We start from the raw sequence: 18,236 nt of genomic DNA, 5'->3' as shown, positions 1-18,236 counted from the left end.
AAACAATAGTATTGTATAATAATATTTTAATTATTAGCTGGTTAAGATTTCACCTGTCATGATTGCAGGAATTTCAACACCCATTACCGAAAGAATTGTAGGAGCCATATCGCCTAGTTTTCCGGGTTTTAAATTCCACTGACGGTCTTTATCCATCACAATTAACGGAACTAAATTGGTTGAATGCTGTGTATTTGGTGATCCGTCTGCATTGATCATCACATCAGAATTTCCGTGGTCAGCTAAAATAAAAACAGCATAACCGTGCTCATACGCTGTGGTTGCAACTTTTTCGATGCACTGATCTACCGTTTCAGCTGCTTTCACGGCTGCTTCAAAAACTCCTGTATGACCCACCATATCTGTATTGGCAAAATTCAAACAGATAAAATCAGCCGTTTCGTTTTGTAATTCAGGAAGAATGGCATTCGTGATTTCGTAAGCAGACATTTCAGGTTTTAAATCATAGGTCGGAACGTCTTTCGGACTAGGACACAACAATCTTCTTTCCCCCTCAAACTGCTCTTCACGACCTCCCGAAAAGAAAAAAGTAACGTGCGGATATTTTTCTGTTTCAGCAATTCTGATTTGGCTTTTTCCATTTCTTTCAAGAATTTCACCCATCGTTTCTCTTAATACATCTTCATCAAAAACCACTTTTACATTCTCATACGTTTTGTCATAATTGGTCAAAGTAACATAATGAAGATTTAGTTTTCGCATGAAATATTCGGGCATATCATGCTGACAAAGAACCTCGGTAATTTCTCTGCCTCTGTCTGTTCGGAAATTGAAGCAAATCACTACATCATTATCCACAATTTTCCCTACCGGAACTTCGTTTCCAATCTGTGTATCTTTTACTAAAATAATGGGTTTGATAAACTCATCGGTAACTCCTTCATGATAAGAATTCTGAATCACAGATGCTGCATCCATAGTTCTGTGTCCGATTCCGCTCACCATTGCGTCATACGCCAGTTTTACACGTTCCCAACGTCTGTCTCTGTCCATTGCAAAATATCTTCCGATTACCGTTGCCAATGCTCCGGTGGTTGTTCTCATGTGATCCTGAAGTTCCTCAATAAAACCTAATCCGGAATGAGGATCGCAATCTCTACCATCTGTAAAGGCATGAACGTAGACGTTTTCGTGCAAACCAAATTCACTTGCAGCGGTTAATAATCCTTTTAAATGATTGATATGTGAATGTACTCCGCCATTGGAAACCAATCCGATGAAATGAACATTTTTATTCTCTGTTTTAGCATAAGCGAAAGCTTCCTGAATGACTTCTTCATGACCCAAAGTTCCATTCTCAACCGCCATATTGAGTTTTACCAGATTTTGATAAACTACTCTTCCTGCACCCAAATTCATGTGTCCTACTTCCGAGTTTCCCATTTGTCCTAACGGAAGACCTACCGCAAGACCACTTGCTTCTAATGTTGTGTGTGGATATTTTTGATAGCAGCTATCTATAAATGGTGTGTTTGCCTGAGCTAATGCAGAAACTTCAGGGTTTTGACCTAAACCCCATCCGTCAAGTATTGCCAGTATTGCTTTTTTTGACATTCTAAATTTATTTTTTACAAACAAATTTATTGATTTAGAAATGAATTGAAGAATTTGAAAGACTTAAATTTTAATTAAAAAACTTCTTCTTTGTCAAACAAATATTTTATTAATTTTGCGGTATGGATTTACGTGACCAACTTAAAAACCTTTTTCCTGAACACGAAGAGCAGGATTTTCAGATGCCCCAAGAAGAATTTAAACAGAATGAACCGCTGGTTTGTAAGTTTGAAAAGAAAGGAAGAAACGGAAAGCCTGTAACGATTGTAGAAGGTTGGGAAGGCAGTGAGGATGATTTAAAGAAAATTTCAAAGAAAATAAAAACCACATTGGGAATCGGTGGTTCTGAAAAAGACGGAACCATTATCATTCAAGGGGATAACCGGGATAAAATAATGGATATTTTAAAGAATATGGGATTTAAAACAAAAAGAGTCGGCGGATAATCCTAAAAATATATCTGCGTTTGAGGCATTAATTTTTTCAACTTTTCTACAGTTGATTTTTCGATAGGATTTCCTTTAAGAATTAATGTTCTAAGATTTTTCAGTTCCTGAAATTCTTTTGGAAGATCTGTGAGTTGATTATTTGCCAGATTCATGCTGACAACATCCTTTAAACCTTTTACTTTTGGCGAAATTTCTTTCAGATGATTATCGCTCGCATTCAAAAATTCCAGATTTTCAGATTTGAATAAATCATCAGGAAGTCTTACCAGCATATTTTGTTGAAGTTCTACATATTTTAATTTCTTAGGAAACTTCACTTTCGTAAGATCATTGATTTGGTTTGATGCAAGATTTAAATAGCTTAAATTTTTAATCTTATTTAAATCTTGAGCAACAAAACTGATTTGATTGCTGCTGAGATTTATCTCTTCCAAAGTTGGAATTTCTATTAAAGCTTCAGGGAAAACATTCAGATTATTGGCATCAAAATGAACTGTTTTTAGTTTCTGAAGTTTTGTGAGATTATGATTTATAGTTGTTAAACTGTTCAAATTCATTGAAAAAACCTTCAGGTTTTTCAGTTTACCAATATCGTTTGGGATAAATTTTATACTGTTAGAATTCATATTTAGAATTTCTAAATCTTTTAGTTCAAAAATTCCGGCTTCCATTTTTTCTAAATTATTCGCCATGAGATTTAGAAAAAAAAGAGATTTCATCTTTGTAAGATCAGAAGGTATATTAAATAGTGCTTTTTCTCTGAAACTCATACTGTAAACCGGTTTGTCGCTTTTCAACGCATCTTCCATATTGGTAAATGTAGGATACTTTATGGGGTCAATTTGTGCTTTTATTGTACCAACAGATAAGAAAGTGAAGATTAAAATCAGTTTTTTCATTTAACAAAAATCTATTATAAAATTTATTTTTAGGCGAGTTTACAAAAATAAAAAAGCCACCGGCAAAGAAACTGCCGGCAGCTGAGAAAGAAAATCAGTAATTATTTTTTAAGAATTTTCATGGTTTTTTGGAATCCTTCAGCCTCAATGTTTAGCATTAAAACTCTTGAAACCTGAAGTTGATTTGTAAAATCTAATTCTAAAGATGTATTGCTGCCAGTAAATTTCTTGCTGTAAACAATTTTACCATCCATAGTATATGCTGTAATTTCAAGATTTTTCAAAGCTTTTGGTGAGTTGATTTTCACTATTCCTGATGTAGGATTAGGAGAAACGGTAACTTCAGTTTCTTTAATTATTTCTGTTGTACCTAAAACTGCTGAAGAGCCTAAAAACTGTTGTAAGGCAACCACCATTGTAGCAGATTTTCCTTTATAATCAATCACGTTTCCGGTAGCATCAATATCTGTATCGATTGTAGAATTTGGATGTTGAATAGAGAAGAAACCGAATTTATGATCTGGTGTAAATGTAAGACCAGTTGGCTCAGAACCTGCAGGCATAGATGCGAATAATCTTACTTTAGGATTTGCAGCAGTATGATCCGGAGCAATTACCCAGATATAGTTTTTACCACCATCCTGAAGTACCCAAAGATTTCCCAGCTCATCAAAAGTTAAGTTATCATTTCCGTCTCCCCAGAATTCAGTTTTCATACCCTGAGCTGTATTGAAAGAATATTGTGTTGTATCTCCACCTACGAAAACTTCTACCTGAGAAGCGGTCGTCCCATTATCCAGTAAACGGTAAACCTTGTTTAGACCTTTAGCTGCAAAGTAAACTTTTCCGTCTAGCGGGCTGATTTCAATATCTTCAACACCGTTGAATGCAGTACCGCCTAAAGACAATGCGAGTGCTTGTGTATTGTTTTGATCTGCTTTTAATTTATTCGGAACCTGAACCCAGTTTGCCGTAGTTCCTGTAGGATTACCACCAGAAAGAGGTTGATTTAGCTGTAAAACATACAAGTTTCCTGATGTCAAATTGTTTGGAGTATCCATCACATATTTGTACACTAAGTTTGTACCTCCATCTTCACCGAAGTAAGCTATTGTTCCTGCATTGTTGACCACCACATTTTCATGGTTCATCTTACCCATTTGCCAAAGCTTATCCTGAGTTCCTAAAGGATTGTGAGACATTACCTGTGCAGTAGCAGGATTAATTTCTACCAACCATCCGTAGTCATGGTTTCCATCCGCATTAGTGTCGTTTCCTGTTACAGATTCTTCAGCAGTAACAACTGTTCCCCAAGGTGTAACTCCACCAGAACAATTTCTGATAGTCTGAACCAAACTTGTTGCAGAGAAGCTAACTCCTCTAGATTTGGTTAATGCCCAAAGTTTAGTAGTTGCGTTGTAATTGATTTCTGCCATCGTCACTCCACCAGGACTGGTTTCATGATTTACAGAAAGATATCCGTTTGTGCTGCTTGCAGTTTTCGGTACATATCCTGTGAAATCATTTTGACCTCCTACAAGACCACCACCTTCTGTATATGCATCACCTTCTTTTAAGATTAATTGAAATCTGTGTTCAGCAGGAATAATTAATTTTGAAGTCTGTGAAGTAGGTACGATTGACGTAAAACAGCTGATGTGTGTTCCTGTACAAGTCGTAGTTATCGGAGGCGTTACAACGGGTGTAGTTTTAAGATACGCATCAATTGTTAAATCTGAACTCGTTGCACTTCTATTGTGCAACTGGATTGAAATTCTGTTATTACCCTGTACAAATTTGTTTTTAAGAATTGAAAAAACATTGAAAGTTGTCTCAGCAGAACCATCAACTATAGTGCTGGAAAAATCACCGTGAGAAACCACACCTGCAGGCATATTGTCTCTTATCACTTCTACCCCGTTCAGATAAACGATAATACCGTCATCTCTTCTTACACCAAATTCCATTGTATCGGTAAGATCAGCTAAGTTTACCGTAAAATCTTTTGTAAGATAAGCAGTATCTATTCCTGTAACGAAAGATGTTGTTACAGGATCACCATAACCCAAAGGTTCAGATTCCGGAAGGCCATGCCGATGTATCGTAGTTGGCATCTTTCCATGTGCTGACAAGAGCTACGTCATTGTCATTGTATTTCCAAGAAGAACCTTGACCAAAAATCGTTGTTTGTGCTTGAAATGCAGTGCTCATCATGAATGCGAGAGCTGCAATTGAGAATAGTTTTGTTTTCACTTTTAATACTTTTATTTTTACATTGCAAAACTATAAGATTGCGGTGAGCCCTCTGTTAAAAAGGTTTTAATTAAACCTTCCCGAATATTAATAAATCTCGAATCTAATGTTACGGGGATTAACTTATTGTTAAATATTTTGAAAAAGCGAATGCTATTTATTCTACTTACCTTTTGCTTTGCTGATGTCGGTCAGAGAATTTAGAAATGCTATAATCTGTTTAATTTCTGCATCTGTTAAATTCAATTTATCGGCAGGTAATGTTTGATTATTTATTTTTAATCCCAAACCTTCTGCTCCGCCTTCATTGTAAAAATCCATCACCTCTTCTAAAGTTGTAAACGCCCCATTGTGGAAATAAGGTTTTGTTAGAGCAATATTTCTTACCGTCATGGTTTTAAATGAATTTTCATAAATCCATGAGTTCTCTTTTTTTACATTGCTTTTTATTCTCCCCTGATCAGAATCAATTTCCAAAGGAGAAATTGTAATAGGTTTTTTAGTAACTCCCAGGACTTCAGATTCATTTTCATTAAAAAACGGCGGAACCAATCCTGAAAAGTGAGGTGCAAAATGACAGGTCGCACAATTGGCTTTTCCCATAAAGAGATTAAATCCTTTTTTAGCATCATCAGAAATGTCTTTCTCGTTTCTCATAAAACGGTCAAAATCGCTATCGAAAGAATATAAAGATGCAACGTAAGAACTTAAAGCCTTTGAAAAACTTTGCTTATCAACCTCTCCGTTTTTAAATGCTTTTCTGAAAGCTTTTTTGTATTCAGGTTTGATTTTTAATTTTTTAATGATGCTTTCGTAGCTTGTATTAAATTCCTCATTATTATATATAACGTGTTCAGCTTGCTGTTCCAAATAGAAAGCTCGCATGTCATAGAAAAATCTTTTGGCAAAAACTGCGTTATACAGCGATGGTGAATTTCTGAGAACCGTTTTTCCTTCTACATTGCTTAGAGATTTTGTCTTAAGATCCGTAAAAGCATTTTCCGGAAGATGACAGGATGCACAACTCATTTTTCCGTTTTCGCTGAGGTTCTGATCATAAAAAATCTCTTTTCCCAAAGCTCTAAGATCATCATTATCTTCTGATCCTTTTAGAATCGTATAAAAATAAGGATCTAAAAAATCGCTGCTGAAAAAGTTTTTGTTAGCAACATTCCAACCCGAAAATTCTTTGAGATCATCTGAATTTCCGTCCCAGTTTCCTAATTCTTCATAGAGAGGCTGCAAATATTTTTTATAAAACTCAATTCTGTCAAAGGTTTCAAAATCTTTGTTTTTTGACAAATAATCTGTGCTTCCAGACAATAAGTGATTCGCTTTTTGTGTTTGATAATTTTTGAAATATAAGTCGTCCTGAATGTATTTTTTAATTCCATTAAGCGCAAAAGATGTTTCCTCGGAGATATTCAACGATCCGGGTGTATCAAAGCCTGTTAAACCTAAAGTATAAATTCTGATCAACTCAATCCTTAAAGGCAGCGTCTTATTATTTCCTTTGCTCAGACCGTTGGTTACTGAACTCAGGTAAAAATTATTGTAATTATTGTAAAGATAATCTGTGATTTCTATGATTTTATCTTTCTGCTCTGTGATTTCATCAGAGAAAATCAATTCATCCAAAACCTGCAAACCTTCCGGCGGAAGTGTGTATGCAGAAGTTCCGGCAGCTTCAATTCTGAATAACGGAGCCGCATTGATGTGTGTTTTAGAAAATTCGGGATAATGATAAGCGATGAAAAATTCTATTTCTTTATAAGAATTCCGGGTATTTCTTAATGATTTCTGAAGCTGTTCTGTATTGATTTTATCTTCTTTAAAGAGATAAACGTCTGTTTTTAACTTTTCAAGATGATTTTTAAAATTGAATAAACCCTGCTCTACGAAAGTTTTTTTTGTTTCTGATCCTTTATCAGTGGGATTGAATGACATTGCAGCGATTCCGAAGAAAAATACAATGATAAGTATGGGAAAGAATCTTGTAAAATTTTTCATCTGCAAAACTATCACCTCAACGTTACCGTAGTTTTAACGAAAAATTAAATAATGTTTATATTTTGCTTCATTTAATTTTTGTTAATTTTAAATTTCTAAAAAATAAATTACAGATTACAAAATCAAACGATACAAAAACATTTTATGCTAAATAAACTTACAGCTTCAGAGCTTATACTGAATGAAGACGGAAGCGTGTACCATTTAAATCTTTTACCGGAAGATATCGCCGAGAAAATAATCCTGGTGGGAGATCCCGATCGTGTACCGAAAGTCTCGAAATATTTTGACAAGATAGAAATCAAAAAAAATAAAAGAGAATTTTACACACACACCGGAACATTGCGTGGCGAAAGAATTTCTGTAATGTCCACAGGAATCGGAACAGAGAATATTGATATCGTGATGAATGAGCTCGATGCTTTGGTGAATATTGATCTTCAGAAAAAAGAATTCAGAACCGAACACAAATCTCTCAAGCTTTTCAGGATGGGGACTTGTGGAAGTGTAAATCCTGATGTACAGGTCGATAATATGTTGGTTACGCAAAATGTCGTAGGTCTTGACGGACTGATGAATTTTTATCAGGATTACAGCTTTGAAAATGAATTTTCTAAGAATTTCTTAGAAAAATTTCCATACGAAAAAATCAAACCGATGCTTTATTTCTCTGAATGGTCAGAAGATTTAGGTGAAGTTTTCAAAGATGCAAAATACTTCGGAAATACAGCCACTTTCCCGGGTTTTTATGCACCTCAGGGAAGAGAACTTCGTTTAAAAGCACTCGATGACCAATTTCTTGAAACTTTAAATGAACTCGGAATTACCAATTTTGAAATGGAAACTTCCGCCATTTATGCATTTTCAAAACTTTTGGGTCATCAGGCGATTACCGTCAACAATGTGATTGCCAACAGAAGACGGGGCGAATTTTCTACTAACCATCACCAGTCTGAGAAGAATTTGATTGAATGGGTTTTGGAGAGGGTTATTTAAAAATAAAAAAGGATTTCAAAGTTTTGAAATCCTTTTTTTATTGCAATTTAATTCTGACAGTTTTTTTCATATTCTTTTACGATGCCTATATAAAATTGTGCTTCATAAAAAAATAATTTCTCACCCACATAATTTAACCTCTCTTCTTTACTCAGATCGAGTTCACGCGATTTTTTCTTTACTTCTTTTCTGTAACTGATAGCGTCCTCTCTTATTTTCTTTTCAAATTCCTTATCATCCATTTTTTTACGAAAATCTTCAAGATATTTAGTAAACTCAGGACATTCTTTTCCTGCCGCTTTAAAAGCATTCACAAAATTATCATAGCTTCTTTTCGTATTAAAAAGTTTAATATCTAAAGGTGTTACAGCAAAATTTTCTTCATTATTTTTCAGATAAAATGTAGAATAGGCATATTCGCAGTTGATGAAATTTTTGTTTCCATTTAAAGGAGCACGAGACACATCCTGACAAATAAAATTTGCTTCACCATAAATACTGATTTTACCATCATAGACTTGAGGCATATAAAGTACCTGTTTGGTGTCTTTTAATATATTATTCCTGTCAAACATTCTTATTGAAAGACGTTCATAGCCTCCTATTTCGTCCTGGTTTTTGTCCAGAAATTTTAAAAATACAATATCTTTCGAATTTATTTTTTCTGTAGGTCCGTTTTCAGAGATTTTGTATTCAATCTTTACATTAGAATTTTGGTTTCCGCCAAAAACCTGTTTAAAATTGCTTAATCCGGGAAGAGTGATGCGCTTAAAAAGAACCTTCATTTTAGTTCCGTCACTTTTTGTAATTTCCACAGGAGCGTATTCACTGTTTTTCTTATCTGTTTTTTGGGAATAAACTATTGTTGTAAAAGACAATAGAATTGCAGCAATATAATTTTTCATGGGCAGTAATAAATTGGTTATTTGATTTTTTTACGAACATATAAAATTTATCTTTATTTTTAATAACAATTTTGATCATTTTATGATTTATTTCTAAAGCTAATTTCCCCAAATAATTATAAATATACAATTTGGACAATCATTTTAAAATTGAAAAAACAGACCATACAATCTATCTGACAACAAGTGTAAAACCTAAGTTTTATGCTTACATACTGTTGGTAATTACATTAGGAGTTTTCGTATTACCATTCATCTTTATCGGTTTTAGCTCTCCGGATTCAATCATGGTAAGTTTAACTGTTCTTATTCTATGGTTTTTATTTCCTCTTAAATATGCTTGGTGGAATGTATTCGGAACTGAAATACTAATCATCAATAATAAATCAATCAGTTATAAATATGATTTCGGATTTATACAGAGCCGACTTATATCTAAGCCATATAAAGATTTGACCATCTATCTTCAAAATTTAATTATTACCGATGATAATTATTTTGGTAAAGTATATTTTTTTGAAGAAGATGATAAGACAGGTTTTAAAAAAGTTTTGCATCAAACCTCTATATATATTTCAAATGAACAATATGATCAATTGGTAATGGAAATTTCAAAAATACAGATGTTAAACGAGTATATATATTTAAACTAGTGATAAAACATTATGAAAACTTTAACAACGCTTTTTTTTCTTTAGGAATAGTTCTTGTTTATTCTAAAATATATAACACTTAAATACTATATTATTATGGACAATCAAGATTATAACAAAGCAGAAAGAGCAGTTGACAACACTGAAGATTCATTAAGAAATACTGCAAGTGATGCAAAGTGGAAAGTAAGTGATTTAGCTGACAGAGCAAGAGATTATATCAATGAAAAAAGAAATAATGATCAGGAAGCTACACAGGAAGACTGGCTAGACAGAGTGAAAGCTAATGCTTCAGATACATGGGAAGACATTAAGGATGGAGCGAGCGATGCATGGGAAAAGACAAAAGATGCCGCTGAAGATGTGAAAGCAGAATGGAACAAGAAAACGAATTAGAAAATTCAGTCTTTTATATATATTCAAAAGAAAACGGAACCTTTTTATAAAGGCTCCGTTTTTTATTATGTTCTAAACACAATTATTCCTACATTTGTAAATATTAAACATTAAAAAATTATGTCATACGGTTTACTTAAAGGGAAGAAAGGAATTATTTTTGGAGCCCTTAATGAACAATCTATCGCATGGAAAGTTGCAGAAAGATGTCATGAAGAAGGTGCAGAATTTATATTATCTAACGCTCCTATCGCCTTGAGAATGGGAGAATTAAATGGTTTAGCAGAAAAAACAGGCTCTGAAGTAATAGGTGCAGATGCAACTTCTACAGAAGATCTCGGAAAACTTTTTGATGCCGCAATAGCAAAATTTGGTAAAATAGATTTTATCCTTCACTCAATAGGAATGTCCGTAAATGTAAGAAAAGGGAAACATTATACAGAAATGAATTACGACTGGACAGAAAAAGGTTGGGACATCTCAGCAGTTTCTTTCCATAAAGTAATGCGCATGGCTTGGGAAAAAGACTGTATGAATGAGTGGGGAAGTATTTTAGCACTTACCTATATCGCAGCTCAGAGAACATTCCCTGATTATAATGATATGTCTGACAATAAAGCATATTTAGAAAGTATTGCAAGAACTTTCGGATATTATTGGGGAGAGAGAAAAGTACGTGTAAATACTGTTTCTCAGTCTCCTACTGTAACTACCGCAGGAAGCGGAGTGAAAGGTTTCGGAGGTTTCTTAGGATATGCTGAAGATATGTCTCCGCTAGGAAATGCATCAGCTCTTGAGTGTGCAGATTACTGTGTAACATTATTCTCAGACCTTACCAAGAAAGTAACCATGCAGAATCTATTCCACGACGGAGGATTTAGCAACACTGGTGTTACTCAAAAAGTTATCAGCAAATATGATCTTGAATAAATATAATTAATCCTGATTATTATTTTAAAATATAAACTCAAAGTGAAAATTCACTTTGGGTTTTTTCTGTTCGGAAGCCAAAGTATTTTATTTTTTTTGAAAAACTAATTTTTATGTAATTTATTTTTCTATTTTTGAATAGAAAACACAAACATATGAAACAAAATATTTACAAAAGGTTAACCCTTTATCAGCCTCTTCTCTCTCAGATAACTTCATGTATTCTACATGTAATTTTAATTTCATTTTAAAAATTGATTCTAAATGAAATTATTCCTGCTACACCATATTGTAAAAAAAGGAGAAACATTGGAGCAGATCGCAGTCCTTTACAATGTTCCGAGTGTGGAAATACTGAAATATTATCATTATCAGCATATTCCCAAAAACAGCAATCATTTAGGTCATAGCCTGTTTGAAGGACAGGAAATTTTCATACCCGAGAGCCAGGATATCGAAGATATCTTAGCGGAACGGAAACAGGCTGCAGAAAGTAGACGAGAACAATCCCATTCATTAATAAAGAATAGTGTTCTCCTACCCGATTTTTCAGAAATTAACCAGACTTACATGGTTAAAATCACAGATCTCAATAACGGTAATATAGAAAATGAAACCGAATTTGATATTAACATACACAACCTTGGAAAAGATGAACAGCATTATATTTTCAGGTTGACTAAAAAATCAGTCTTGGTTAATGGAGAAATTCCTGATACGAAAGCATATGAATTGGCAATAGACTGTTCTTCTGCACTCTCTACTGTAGAGCTAGGGATAGATAATAACGGAATAATACAAAACATTTACAATTACAGACAAATTTTAAATACATGGAAAGAAAACAGACAGCGTCTTCTTCAAAAGTATAAGGATCAAAACTCACTTCAATATATTGATCGGGTGGATATGAGAATAGAAGACAGAGAATTATTGCTCAACGACCTGAATAAAGAGCTGTTTATACAATGTTACTTCTCCCCTTACTTTAAAACATTTTCTGATGGAAAATTAGAAAATACTTCCAGGTTTTTACAATACCGGATTTTGTATAAAAACCATTATGAAATCAACTTAGAAGATGATATCCATATCAGTCAGTTCTCCCAATCCATTGATCCCAGAAACCAGGAAGAGATTATCCGTTATCTGAAAAATCCTTTGGAAAATTCTGAAGATTCTGAATTGCCTGAGTCTGAAATATCTGCGAATTTTTACCTTGATCAACAAAATAAGTCTCTGCAGAAAGCAGATATAAAAATAGATTTATATCTCTATAATAATCAGGAAACAAAACAAATACAGATCGACAGAAAATAAATTTACCCATTGAATGAACACAAAAAAATACAAAAATGAAAGAATATGAAGTCAAAAAAGGTGACACCCTTTCTCATCTTGCCGAAAAACTGGGAGTGCCAAGTGCCTACGCCTTACAATCATTTCACAACTTCAATGGTCCCATCGAAAGAGGAATCGGATCCGATATTCAACCGGGAATGATTCTCACGATCCCCGAACCTCATGAAGTAGAAATCATAAATAAAAATATTGCTGAAGTGGAAAATAAAAATTCAGAAACTTCTTTCGGAAAATCTCCAGAGAATTCTGAACAGCAAAAAGAAGAAGATAAAGAATCAAAAGAAAAATCTGCGGGAGAACACGAAGGAAAACTTTTCGTTGCCCAAAAAGGGAAAGCTGTTTGTGATAAAGGAACACAGTTTCCACAGTTTAAGGTAAGCAGCCACAAAAAACACTACATCAATGATCGAGAAGGTACGGAAGATTATCTTGCGGTAACGGAAAATGACCTGCAGTTTAATCCTCCTGCCGTTCCCTTCGGAAACTGTTCTGTAAAAAACGGACAGCCCTGCACTTTTGCCCCTGCAGGAAAATGGAAAAAGTTTTATGAAGGCGTAAAAGTGATGGATCACGCCTTACTCACCGAGATCTCAGAACTGCAATGCTCCGTAGGCGGAAAAATAAAGGTGATGGATCACGGGCAGAAAGCTCAGCTCAGCAAACATAATTTCAGGAATGCAGATGCAAAAGTGCACAGTTATATTAATCCTTTAGTGGATCTGGAGGAGTTTGTTGATGAGCTGGACGGAGAACAATTTTATATTTAAAACTTACTGCTTATGTCACAATTAGTAATCATAGGAGATAAAAATCCCGAAACAGGAAAGGAAACAACATATTCTCTTTCTCTTGCCGGTTTTGTTGGGTTATCCAATAACATCAGTGTTTTTAATCCTATTTCAGAAATTCCGAAATGGCAGATCTTCGTTCTGGAAAACGGAAAATGGCGCAAAACATCTGAAAATACCAAGCAGGGCGAAAGTGTATCTTATACCTTCAAACAAAGCAGTCTTTCCAGGCAAGGAATAAAAATTGTCGTTACAAAAGGAAACGACAAAGGAGAATTAATTATTAAAACAAAGAAAGCCGGACAGCCGAAAATTCTGAAAGTAGATCTTCTGGATGCGAATTATCATAAGGTCACAAAACCCTTGCATTATTTCGACACCCTGATTGCAAAAGCTCAGTGTACAGATATGGAAGGTGAAAAGCTTCATTTCACCCTTTGGGAAGATGATGCCTTAAAAGAGGGACACAACAAAATGAATGAGATCAATAAAATAAATCCGATCCCAATTTCTGCAACCGTAAAAAGAGGTAAAGCAGAAGCAAGGTTCAATATGGCTTTTTATACTCAGGCATCGATGATTGCCAATATGCAATTAGCCAAGGGTGATAAAAGTGAGGGCAAAAATCACGAATATTACGTAACGGCAGATTATTACGGGAAACTTGAAGCCAGTAATAATGTAAATATAAAAGCAGCTTCTTCTTTGACACCGGTAAGCATGGAAGATATTCTAAAAAAGATAGAAGCAGATCAATTACAAAAACAGAAAGATACCCAAAAGCCAAAAGTAAATAAACGACCTACTCCACCGTCACCAGCTCCAAAAAAGGACACTTATAAAACTCCCGTAACTCCAAAGGCAAAAACTAAAGCTGCGGATCCAAAAGGGAAAATTATAAGTGTTGAATTTGTAGATTTCATGGGGAAACCTTATAAAAACATGAAGTTTGGAACAAATGTTAAAGCCAAAATTGTTTCCAGAAACATGAAAGGAAAAACCATAAAACTGAATATTTGGGAAGATGATATTTCTGATCAATTGGTTTATGAGCATAATTATATTTTAAGTGGTGATGAAAGCTATGCTACGCTTAATCTTACCAATGATATGCGCACAGAAGGTGATGATTTTAAAGAAGGCAATGAACAGGAATATTTTTTGGAGATAGAATATGCGGGACAAAGTGTAGATTCTGAGGTGATTAATGTGAATGATTCTGCACCAAAGATTAAATTGGAAAGTGGGGTGAGTACTTCGGGGGTTGGGAGAAAGAAGAGAGAAGAGAAAAAAGGCTCTTCCTGTGTTTGTAAACAATATGATCTGATTTGGGGAAATAAGGTGAGCTGCGATTTTAGAAAGAAAGTTGTTGAAATTTGCAAAGATCTTTGGGGAGAAGAGAATAAAATAAAAATGGCAAATGGATTGATGGCTGTGATGTACGTTGAATCAGCACACATATTTTCATCTTCAAAAATTGTATTAAAGGAATATAAAGATTCAAAAGGCAAAATTAAGAAAAAATATATTGGTCTTTCTAAAGAAGAAGTTAATAAATTAAACGATAATTTTTCTGGAGCAGTAGGATTAATACAATTTACTCCAGCCGCAATAAATGAAATAAACAAACAATTTTCTTTAAACTTAACCAAAAAAAAGCTTGCACTAATGACAGAAATAGAGCAATTAGAATATGTTAGAAAATATTTTGAATTAAATACAGCAAATAAAAAGATTAAAAATCCTGAAGACATATATCTTCATGTTTTTGCTCCAATCGGAGTTGGAAAAGAAAATAACTTCCCACTATATACTGAAGGAAAAAACAAAATAAACACCAGAAACTATAATGCCAATAAAAGTGTAGATGAAGAAAATAATAATGATGGTATTATACAAAGAGTTGAAATATTATCTAGATATAGATCTAGCTATACAGAAGGTTTAATAAATAAAGAAAATCAATTTGCTTGTAATAATGTTAAAGAAGAAAGACCTTTAATTAATAATAAATGTTCCGAAGATTGCTCACAATGTTTTGATTATGCTGATGTATGGGAAAACCCAGAGATAAGTTCAGATAACCTTGGTAAAAATAATAACAGGTTTGGCTATAATTCAACAAGAGGCCACAAAGGAATAGATATAATTTCTGGACCAATTTATAAAAATGTGCATTCGTTAATGTGTGGCGAAATTGTATCAATTGTTAATAACTTTAAAACAAATGAATATAGAGAACATAGTTTAGGAAATACCTTAATGATAAAATCTAAAGATAAAGAAGGAAAAACAGTTTTTATTTTGTATTGTCATTTGGATAAAATATATGTGAAAAAAGGTGATAAAGTTAAGCATGGGCAAAAAGTAGCTTTATCAGGTTCAACAGGAAATGCCTCAAGTTCAGAATTACCAAATGGTAAAATAGGACACGGAATAAAGAAAAAATATTGGCACGTTCATATTGAAGCAGCTACAAAAGGTGATGGATATAATAACTTTTATCATTTGGGTAGCTATCGAATAAAAGCAGAAAATTATATGAAAACAAAATTTGACGAAAATGGAAACGCGATTAAATAAAATACTGTACATATTTATTTTAATTCTACTTATTTCTTGTAAAGGAGAAGCACAACAAAAAGAAACAAAAATAAAAAGTGAAATTTTTGTGAATGATTTTTTCAATAAAAAATATTTTACAGGATATAAAATGTCTATCGATGAATCAACACCGGCTGATCATCCATATTATAGTTATTTGAATTGTAATAAAGAAGGATATTTTTCTATCCACTTTATACCCAAAAAGCAAACTCTATTTACTTTTTGGGAAAGTGAATATTTTAAATTAAATAAATATGATTATGATAATTTAAAAAAAGAAAACAAAATTATAACAAATCTATTAGACGGGAAATTTGATTCGTACAATATATTTTCATTTCAAATAGACAAAAAATATTTGGATACTTCTAATGGTTGTACGGAAGAGAGAATCAATATCAAAAAAGAATGTTTTGCAAATTTATTTTTATACAATCCCATTTCAAAAAAGTGGAATTTTAAAAAACAATTTAGAGTAGAAATTTTACCATCTTATGCTAATAACCAATTTTTTATCGAGAATTTTCCTGAATTGTATAAGTTGAATTCTCAAAGTAAAAATATACAAAATTGGGATGGAGATTATTACATTAAAACAAAAGTAGAAAGTATTGAAAGTGAAGATCAAATTGACATGGAATATTTTATAAATATTAATAAAAATAATGCAATTCTCAGTATTGGAACTAAAAATTCAATAGAAGCATATTGCGAAGGAGATTATTCTGTAATTCAAAAAAAAGATTTTATTCATTTAATACATACTGGGGAAAAAAGTATATGCACAAGTGATTTAGAAGATAGTAGTTTTGATATTAAAAAAGAAAACAATGCTTATTTTATTAGAAGTAAAAGATTCTTGAGTATTGACTGGTTTGAATTAAAGAGAAATTGAAATATGGAAAATAAAAGAAATATTGCTCATGAAAAATGTAAATAGAAAGTCATTATGTTGTCTATTATTTATTGTTTTTTTTTCCTTCAATTGTAATAAGAAAAATAAATATTTTACTGAAAAGACACAAGTCCAAAAGAAACTGAAAAATAAGAATAATCTGGAAGGAAAATACATCTTGGCTTATTGTGAAAATTCTAGATTTTCTATTGAAATTAAAAATTTTCAGAAGAAATTGAATTTCATAATATTTGACAGGAAAAAAATTATTTCACAAGGGCGTGTTAATCTGAATAAAACCAATCAACAAGTTCAAATTAGTTTAGGTAAAATTGAAGGTATATATTATGGAGACAGTATTGTTATACAAAATTATGGCAATTCAATGAATAGATACAATCATTTTACACAATGTGACCAAAAATATCTGACCCTTATGAAAATAAAATAAACCCAGAGCCACAACAGGTCTTTTGATAACTATATAGAAATATAAACGGCTCAGTACGATATCTAAGTAGTAGAAAATCTTATAGATATAAATAAAAATCATGAATAAATTATATATAACTTATGTATTTATACTTTTCTTTTTGTTTAGCTGTAAAGGACAGAAAGAAAGCGAACAAAAAAGTATTTCAAAAATTTCGATAAAAGGAAAAATAAAAAAAGAAAAAACAGATAAAACCACAATTAATTTTTTAGATAAAAAATATCAGAAAAACGGATTTTCAATTCCAGATGATATTAATGGAAATCTGTATCCATCTTACAGTTATTTTGAGAAATCTATTGGTTCATTCAGTGTCAATTACATAGGTAGAAATGATAGCACACAATATTTTTGGAATGTTAACAACGTTAAAGGGTTCTTTTCAAAATATACAAATCCTGAAGATGCAGCTATTGATTCAAAAAGTATTGAGAAGCTGATCAATGAAAAGGATTATTATATTTTTGCTATTGTTTTGCCATCACAGTATATTAAATCTGAAAACCAAAATGAAGATTTTGAAATTAAAGAAAATGCTGTAACCTCTTTTTATCTCTACGAAAAAAATAAATGGATTGAAGTTGGAAAAACCAATACGAATAAAATTCCAAAAAAAGATTTTCAATATTATATAAAATTTATACAAGAGCATCATTATAAAGAGAATAAAATACCTAAAAAGTATCAAGGTAATTTATCAACATCTGTAAATACAGAAGCAACAACAACAGGAATCGCAAATATTACTTACAACTTTTCTATCTCTGAAAATAAAATTTTTTTAGACAAAAATACATATCATGAATCTATAAATTGTGAGGGCACTTATTATTCTTTTGAAGAAAATGGGATTTTAAATGTTTATTATTCGGGAGAAGATATGGATTGTATTTCAATAGCTCCTAAATTTTTTATTAAAACTGTAAACAGAAAATATTACATCAAAGGTGTAGGCGGTGAAGGTACTATTAACAACTGGATAGAAATGGATAAAAATTATACAAGTAAGTAATTAAAAATCCTAA

Annotated in this window: 16 protein-coding genes; 11 read left to right on the top strand and 5 right to left on the bottom strand. The window is 32.5% G+C overall.

Features of this window, described 5'->3' with window-relative positions:
- Positions 1-33: 33 nt before the first annotated feature.
- Complete coding sequence (gene gpmI, locus ACZZZA_RS12870; RefSeq protein WP_463432349.1) at positions 34-1,575, bottom strand: 2,3-bisphosphoglycerate-independent phosphoglycerate mutase; 1,542 nt, start codon at positions 1,573-1,575, stop codon at positions 34-36.
- 122 nt (positions 1,576-1,697) lie between these two features.
- On the opposite strand from gpmI, the gene ACZZZA_RS12865 reads away from it, so the two are divergent.
- Complete coding sequence (locus ACZZZA_RS12865) at positions 1,698-2,021, top strand: translation initiation factor (RefSeq protein WP_463432347.1); 324 nt, start codon at positions 1,698-1,700, stop codon at positions 2,019-2,021.
- Positions 2,022-2,023: 2 nt separating this feature from the next.
- Here ACZZZA_RS12865 and ACZZZA_RS12860 read toward each other — a convergent pair whose 3' ends face one another.
- From ACZZZA_RS12860 to ACZZZA_RS12850, 3 genes are all read right to left on the bottom strand, one after another.
- A complete protein-coding gene (locus tag ACZZZA_RS12860) occupies positions 2,024-2,923 on the bottom strand; it encodes a leucine-rich repeat domain-containing protein (RefSeq protein ID WP_463432345.1) in 900 nt (299 codons plus the stop codon).
- A 101-nt stretch (positions 2,924-3,024) separates the two neighbouring features.
- Complete coding sequence (locus ACZZZA_RS12855; protein WP_463432343.1) at positions 3,025-5,037, bottom strand: alkaline phosphatase PhoX; 2,013 nt, start codon at positions 5,035-5,037, stop codon at positions 3,025-3,027.
- Positions 5,038-5,338: 301 nt separating this feature from the next.
- Positions 5,339-7,186 (bottom strand): cytochrome-c peroxidase, encoded by a 1,848-nt coding sequence (locus ACZZZA_RS12850; RefSeq protein WP_463432341.1) that lies wholly within the window; start codon positions 7,184-7,186, stop codon positions 5,339-5,341.
- Between the two features lie 144 nt (positions 7,187-7,330).
- Between ACZZZA_RS12850 and ACZZZA_RS12845 the strand changes: the two genes are divergently transcribed.
- Positions 7,331-8,182 carry a nucleoside phosphorylase gene (locus ACZZZA_RS12845; protein ID WP_463432339.1) on the top strand — a complete coding sequence of 284 codons (852 nt, stop codon included), beginning with the start codon at positions 7,331-7,333 and terminating at the stop codon, positions 8,180-8,182.
- 47 nt (positions 8,183-8,229) lie between these two features.
- Here ACZZZA_RS12845 and ACZZZA_RS12840 read toward each other — a convergent pair whose 3' ends face one another.
- A complete protein-coding gene (locus tag ACZZZA_RS12840) occupies positions 8,230-9,087 on the bottom strand; it encodes a hypothetical protein (RefSeq protein WP_463432337.1) in 858 nt (285 codons plus the stop codon).
- A gap of 131 nt (positions 9,088-9,218) precedes the next feature.
- Here ACZZZA_RS12840 and ACZZZA_RS12835 point away from each other — a divergent pair, with 131 nt between their 5' ends.
- The 9 genes from ACZZZA_RS12835 (at position 9,219) to ACZZZA_RS12795 (ending at position 18,223) form a co-directional block, all read left to right on the top strand.
- Positions 9,219-9,740 (top strand): hypothetical protein, encoded by a 522-nt coding sequence (locus ACZZZA_RS12835; protein WP_463432335.1) that lies wholly within the window; start codon positions 9,219-9,221, stop codon positions 9,738-9,740.
- A 96-nt stretch (positions 9,741-9,836) separates the two neighbouring features.
- On the top strand, positions 9,837-10,136 hold the full coding sequence (locus ACZZZA_RS12830) for a hypothetical protein (RefSeq protein WP_463432334.1): 300 nt from the start codon (positions 9,837-9,839) through the stop codon (positions 10,134-10,136).
- Between the two features lie 120 nt (positions 10,137-10,256).
- The gene (locus ACZZZA_RS12825; protein WP_463432332.1) at positions 10,257-11,066 is read left to right on the top strand and encodes an enoyl-ACP reductase FabI; all 810 of its coding nucleotides are present in this window, start codon (positions 10,257-10,259) and stop codon (positions 11,064-11,066) included.
- Between the two features lie 264 nt (positions 11,067-11,330).
- Positions 11,331-12,386, top strand: a complete 1,056-nt coding sequence (locus ACZZZA_RS12820) for a LysM peptidoglycan-binding domain-containing protein (RefSeq protein WP_463432330.1) — start codon at positions 11,331-11,333, stop codon at positions 12,384-12,386.
- 35 nt (positions 12,387-12,421) lie between these two features.
- Positions 12,422-13,195 (top strand): DUF4280 and LysM peptidoglycan-binding domain-containing protein, encoded by a 774-nt coding sequence (locus ACZZZA_RS12815; protein WP_463432328.1) that lies wholly within the window; start codon positions 12,422-12,424, stop codon positions 13,193-13,195.
- Positions 13,196-13,207: 12 nt separating this feature from the next.
- A complete protein-coding gene (locus ACZZZA_RS12810; RefSeq protein WP_463432326.1) occupies positions 13,208-15,799 on the top strand; it encodes a M23 family metallopeptidase in 2,592 nt (863 codons plus the stop codon).
- Positions 15,780-16,718 carry a hypothetical protein gene (locus ACZZZA_RS12805; protein ID WP_463432324.1) on the top strand — a complete coding sequence of 313 codons (939 nt, stop codon included), beginning with the start codon at positions 15,780-15,782 and terminating at the stop codon, positions 16,716-16,718. Before ACZZZA_RS12810 ends, ACZZZA_RS12805 begins: the two co-directional genes overlap by 20 nt.
- A 28-nt stretch (positions 16,719-16,746) precedes the next feature.
- Complete coding sequence (locus ACZZZA_RS12800; RefSeq protein ID WP_463432322.1) at positions 16,747-17,169, top strand: hypothetical protein; 423 nt, start codon at positions 16,747-16,749, stop codon at positions 17,167-17,169.
- A gap of 100 nt (positions 17,170-17,269) precedes the next feature.
- Positions 17,270-18,223 carry a hypothetical protein gene (locus ACZZZA_RS12795; protein ID WP_463432320.1) on the top strand — a complete coding sequence of 318 codons (954 nt, stop codon included), beginning with the start codon at positions 17,270-17,272 and terminating at the stop codon, positions 18,221-18,223.
- Positions 18,224-18,236 lie beyond the last annotated feature (13 nt).

The sequence above is a fragment of the Chryseobacterium sp. AC405b genome (assembly GCF_979258685.1).
The sequence above is the reverse complement of the archived record's forward strand: the minus strand, read 5'-3'. Positions and strand labels throughout refer to the sequence as shown.

Coding starts and splice junctions, on each gene's coding strand:
- ACZZZA_RS12800 (WP_463432322.1), top strand. CDS start 16,747: ATGAAAAATGTAAATAGAAAGTCATTATGTTGTCTATTATTTATTGTT.
- ACZZZA_RS12855 (WP_463432343.1), bottom strand. CDS start 5,037: ATGCCAACTACGATACATCGGCATGGCCTTCCGGAATCTGAACCTTTG.
- ACZZZA_RS12845 (WP_463432339.1), top strand. CDS start 7,331: ATGCTAAATAAACTTACAGCTTCAGAGCTTATACTGAATGAAGACGGA.
- ACZZZA_RS12795 (WP_463432320.1), top strand. CDS start 17,270: ATGAATAAATTATATATAACTTATGTATTTATACTTTTCTTTTTGTTT.
- ACZZZA_RS12820 (WP_463432330.1), top strand. CDS start 11,331: ATGAAATTATTCCTGCTACACCATATTGTAAAAAAAGGAGAAACATTG.
- ACZZZA_RS12825 (WP_463432332.1), top strand. CDS start 10,257: ATGTCATACGGTTTACTTAAAGGGAAGAAAGGAATTATTTTTGGAGCC.
- ACZZZA_RS12850 (WP_463432341.1), bottom strand. CDS start 7,186: ATGAAAAATTTTACAAGATTCTTTCCCATACTTATCATTGTATTTTTC.
- ACZZZA_RS12815 (WP_463432328.1), top strand. CDS start 12,422: ATGAAAGAATATGAAGTCAAAAAAGGTGACACCCTTTCTCATCTTGCC.
- ACZZZA_RS12860 (WP_463432345.1), bottom strand. CDS start 2,923: ATGAAAAAACTGATTTTAATCTTCACTTTCTTATCTGTTGGTACAATA.
- ACZZZA_RS12805 (WP_463432324.1), top strand. CDS start 15,780: ATGGAAACGCGATTAAATAAAATACTGTACATATTTATTTTAATTCTA.
- gpmI (WP_463432349.1), bottom strand. CDS start 1,575: ATGTCAAAAAAAGCAATACTGGCAATACTTGACGGATGGGGTTTAGGT.
- ACZZZA_RS12830 (WP_463432334.1), top strand. CDS start 9,837: ATGGACAATCAAGATTATAACAAAGCAGAAAGAGCAGTTGACAACACT.
- ACZZZA_RS12865 (WP_463432347.1), top strand. CDS start 1,698: ATGGATTTACGTGACCAACTTAAAAACCTTTTTCCTGAACACGAAGAG.
- ACZZZA_RS12840 (WP_463432337.1), bottom strand. CDS start 9,087: ATGAAAAATTATATTGCTGCAATTCTATTGTCTTTTACAACAATAGTT.
- ACZZZA_RS12810 (WP_463432326.1), top strand. CDS start 13,208: ATGTCACAATTAGTAATCATAGGAGATAAAAATCCCGAAACAGGAAAG.